Raw genomic sequence first — 2,917 nt, forward strand, 5'->3', positions numbered from 1 at the left:
CCATGTCACCTTCGGCGTGTTCAACCGCATCTACAAGATCTCGGACGAGGCCATCCGGGTGTGGTCGAAATTGATGCGCGAGGTGACCGGTTCGAAGATCATCGTCAAACATACCCTGCTTGACGATCCCATGTTGCGCGACAATTTGGTCGCGCGGTTCGTGGCACAGGGCGTTGCCGAGGAGAATGTCACCTGCCTGGGCTCGTCGCCGCGCCCCGAGCACCTGCGGGCCTTTGCGAACGTCGACATATCGCTCGACACGTTCCCGCAAAATGGCGGCGTCAGCACCTGGGAATCGCTCTATGCCGGCGTTCCGGTCGTGGCCAAGCTCGGCAACGGCGCCTCGTCGCGTGCCGGTGGTTCGATCGTGGCTGCGGTCGGTCTCGACGACTGGATCGCGCAGGACGACGAGGGCTATGCCGCGATCGCCTGCAAATATGCGGCGCAGCCGGCGTATCTGGCGAGGTTGCGCAGCGGCTTGCCGGCCCGAATCGCAGCGTCCCCCGCCGGCAATGTCGAAATCTACACGCGCGAGGTCGAAGCGGGCTATCGCCAGTTCTGGCGCGACTACTGTGCCGCGGCTGTCGAAGGCAGCGAGGTTGCGTAGGGGACCGGCAGCGCCGGGCCGCTGAGCCCCGGGAAATCCCGGGGGTGTCACCGTGCCAGCTGACCGGCAGGTCGGGCTTGCGAATCAGTTAGACTCTGCCCCGGGCCATCTTCCGGAGAGACACCTTGCAGAGCAGCGGCGGCGCGCGCGCATTCCAGAACGCGCGATTGCAGAAGAAATTGATGAAGCAGGCGGACGCCGTCCTCTCCGCCGCGGCTACCGCCTATGGCCAGGGCCGATATGCTGAGACTGAAGCACTCTGCCGGGAGATCCTTAAAGCGCTGCCCGATCATGTCGACGCTCTGCACCTGCTCGGCATGTGCGCGCATGACGGCCGGCGCCTGGAGGAGGCGCAACAGCTGCTCAAGCGCGTGATTGTGCTCGATCCGCGCCTGCACGATGCCCATAGCAACCTCGCGACCGTGCATTTCGATCTCGGCAATTACGAGGAGGCGCGGCGGTGCCAGGAGAGGGCCATCGCGCTAAAGCCGAATTTTGCGGTCGCGCTGACCAACCTCGGCAACACGCTGATGCATCTGGGGCAGTACGAACAGGCGCTCGAGCTGCATGAGCGCGCCATCAAGATCAAGCCGGATTATGCCGACGCGTTCTGCAATCGCGGTATGGTCGAGATTGTGCTTGGACAGATCATGCGCGCCAAGGAAAGCTTCGACCGCGCCCTGCTGTTTCAGCCCCGTCACGCCGAGGCTATCGTCGGCAGCGGCATGGTCAGCATGGAGCTGCGGCACCACGACGAGGCGGCCGCCAAATTTGCCATGGCGCTGGCGATCAAGCCCGGCTCGCCGAGGATCGTGGCCCAACGCGGGCGGCTCAGTTACGAGTTGCAGCGCCTGGAGCCCGCGCTTGCGGATTTCGAGGCGGCGCTTGCGATCTCGCCCAAGCTCGAGCTGGCGCTACGCGGCAAGGCCCAGGCCTGCCTCGTCATGGGAAAGACCGCGCAGGCGATGGCAGCCGCAACGGCCCTGATCGAGCAAAATCCGCGCTCCGAGGTGGGGCTGGCGCTGATGGGCTTCTCTTATTCGAACCAGGGGGACATGGACGCAGCGATCGAGTATCTCGATCGCGCGCTGGCAGTCCGGCCGGACTATGGGGATGCGATCAGAGGAAAGATCTTCCTGGAGGACTACCGCGCCGAGGCCGATTTCGTGGTCCAGCAGGCGGTGCGAAAATCCTGGTGGGACCAGATCGGCTCCAAGCAGCCGCGAAGGGAGTTGCCGAAGCGGCCGCTGGACCCGGAAAAGCGGATCGTGGTCGGCTATGTCGCTGCCGAATTCCGGCAGCACTCCGCGGGGCTCACGCTGCTGCCAGTGCTGCGCCATCATGATCACACTAAATTTGAAATCATCTGCTACTACTCATGGCCGGGCGCGGACGAGTACACCGCCATGTTCAAATCATTGGCCGACGTCTGGGTCGATGCCTGGGGGCTTTCGGACGACGAACTCGCCGATCGTATCCAGGCCGACAATGTCGACATCCTGATCGACGTTTCGGGCCACACGACCGGTAACAGGCTGCAGTGTTTTGCGCGTAAGCCGGCCCCGATCCAGGCCACTGGCTTCGGACACGCGACGGGCACAGGCATGCCGATTATGGACTACGTGCTCGCGGATCCCATTTTCATTCCGCCGTCGGTTCGGCATCTGTTTGCCGAGAAAATCTACGATCTGCCGTGTCTGATCACCATGGAGCCTGTCTCGGATCAGGCGCCTTCGGAGCTGCCGATGCTCCGCAACGGCTACGTCACCTTTGGCGTGTTCAACCGCATCTACAAAATATCGGATGATGCGATCCGTGTGTGGTCGCGCATCATGCGGGAGTTGCCGGGATCGAAGATGGTCCTCAAGCATGGTCTGCTCGATGATCCCCTGCTGCGCGATAGTCTGGTCGCGCGTTTCCTCGCGCAGGGCGTTGTCGAGGAGAACATCACCTGCCTCGGCACCACCTCGCGCGACGACCATCTGGCGGCTTTCGCCCAGGTCGATATGTCCCTCGACACGTTCCCGCAAAATGGCGGCATCAGCACCTGGGAATCTCTCTACAAGGGCGTTCCCGTCGTGGCCAAGCTCGGCATCGGGGCCTCCTCGCGTGCCGGCGCCTCTATCGTGACTGCCGTCGGCCTCGGCGACTGGGTGGCCGAAGATGACAATGGCTATGTCGAGATTGCTCGCAGGTTTGCGTCACAGCCCGATTATCTGGCGAAATTGCGCACGGAATTGCCGGCCCGGATCGCGGCTTCGCCCGCCGGCAATGTCGAGACCTACACGCGGGAGCTCGAGGCGGGTTACC

General features: G+C 63.4%; 1 protein-coding gene and 1 pseudogene. Both read left to right on the plus strand.

What is annotated here, in order from left to right; genetic code table 11:
- Window positions 1–607: pseudogene (locus IVB32_RS30225) on the plus strand (acetylglucosamine transferase); the annotation flags it as partial.
- A 125-nt stretch (window positions 608–732) separates the two neighbouring features.
- Window positions 733–2,917 (plus strand): tetratricopeptide repeat protein (locus IVB32_RS30230; protein ID WP_247412284.1); only part of this gene is annotated, 2,185 nt, incomplete at its 3' end.

The sequence above is a fragment of the Bradyrhizobium sp. 23 genome, assembly GCF_023073295.1.
GTDB lineage: Bacteria > Pseudomonadota > Alphaproteobacteria > Rhizobiales > Xanthobacteraceae > Bradyrhizobium > Bradyrhizobium canariense_D.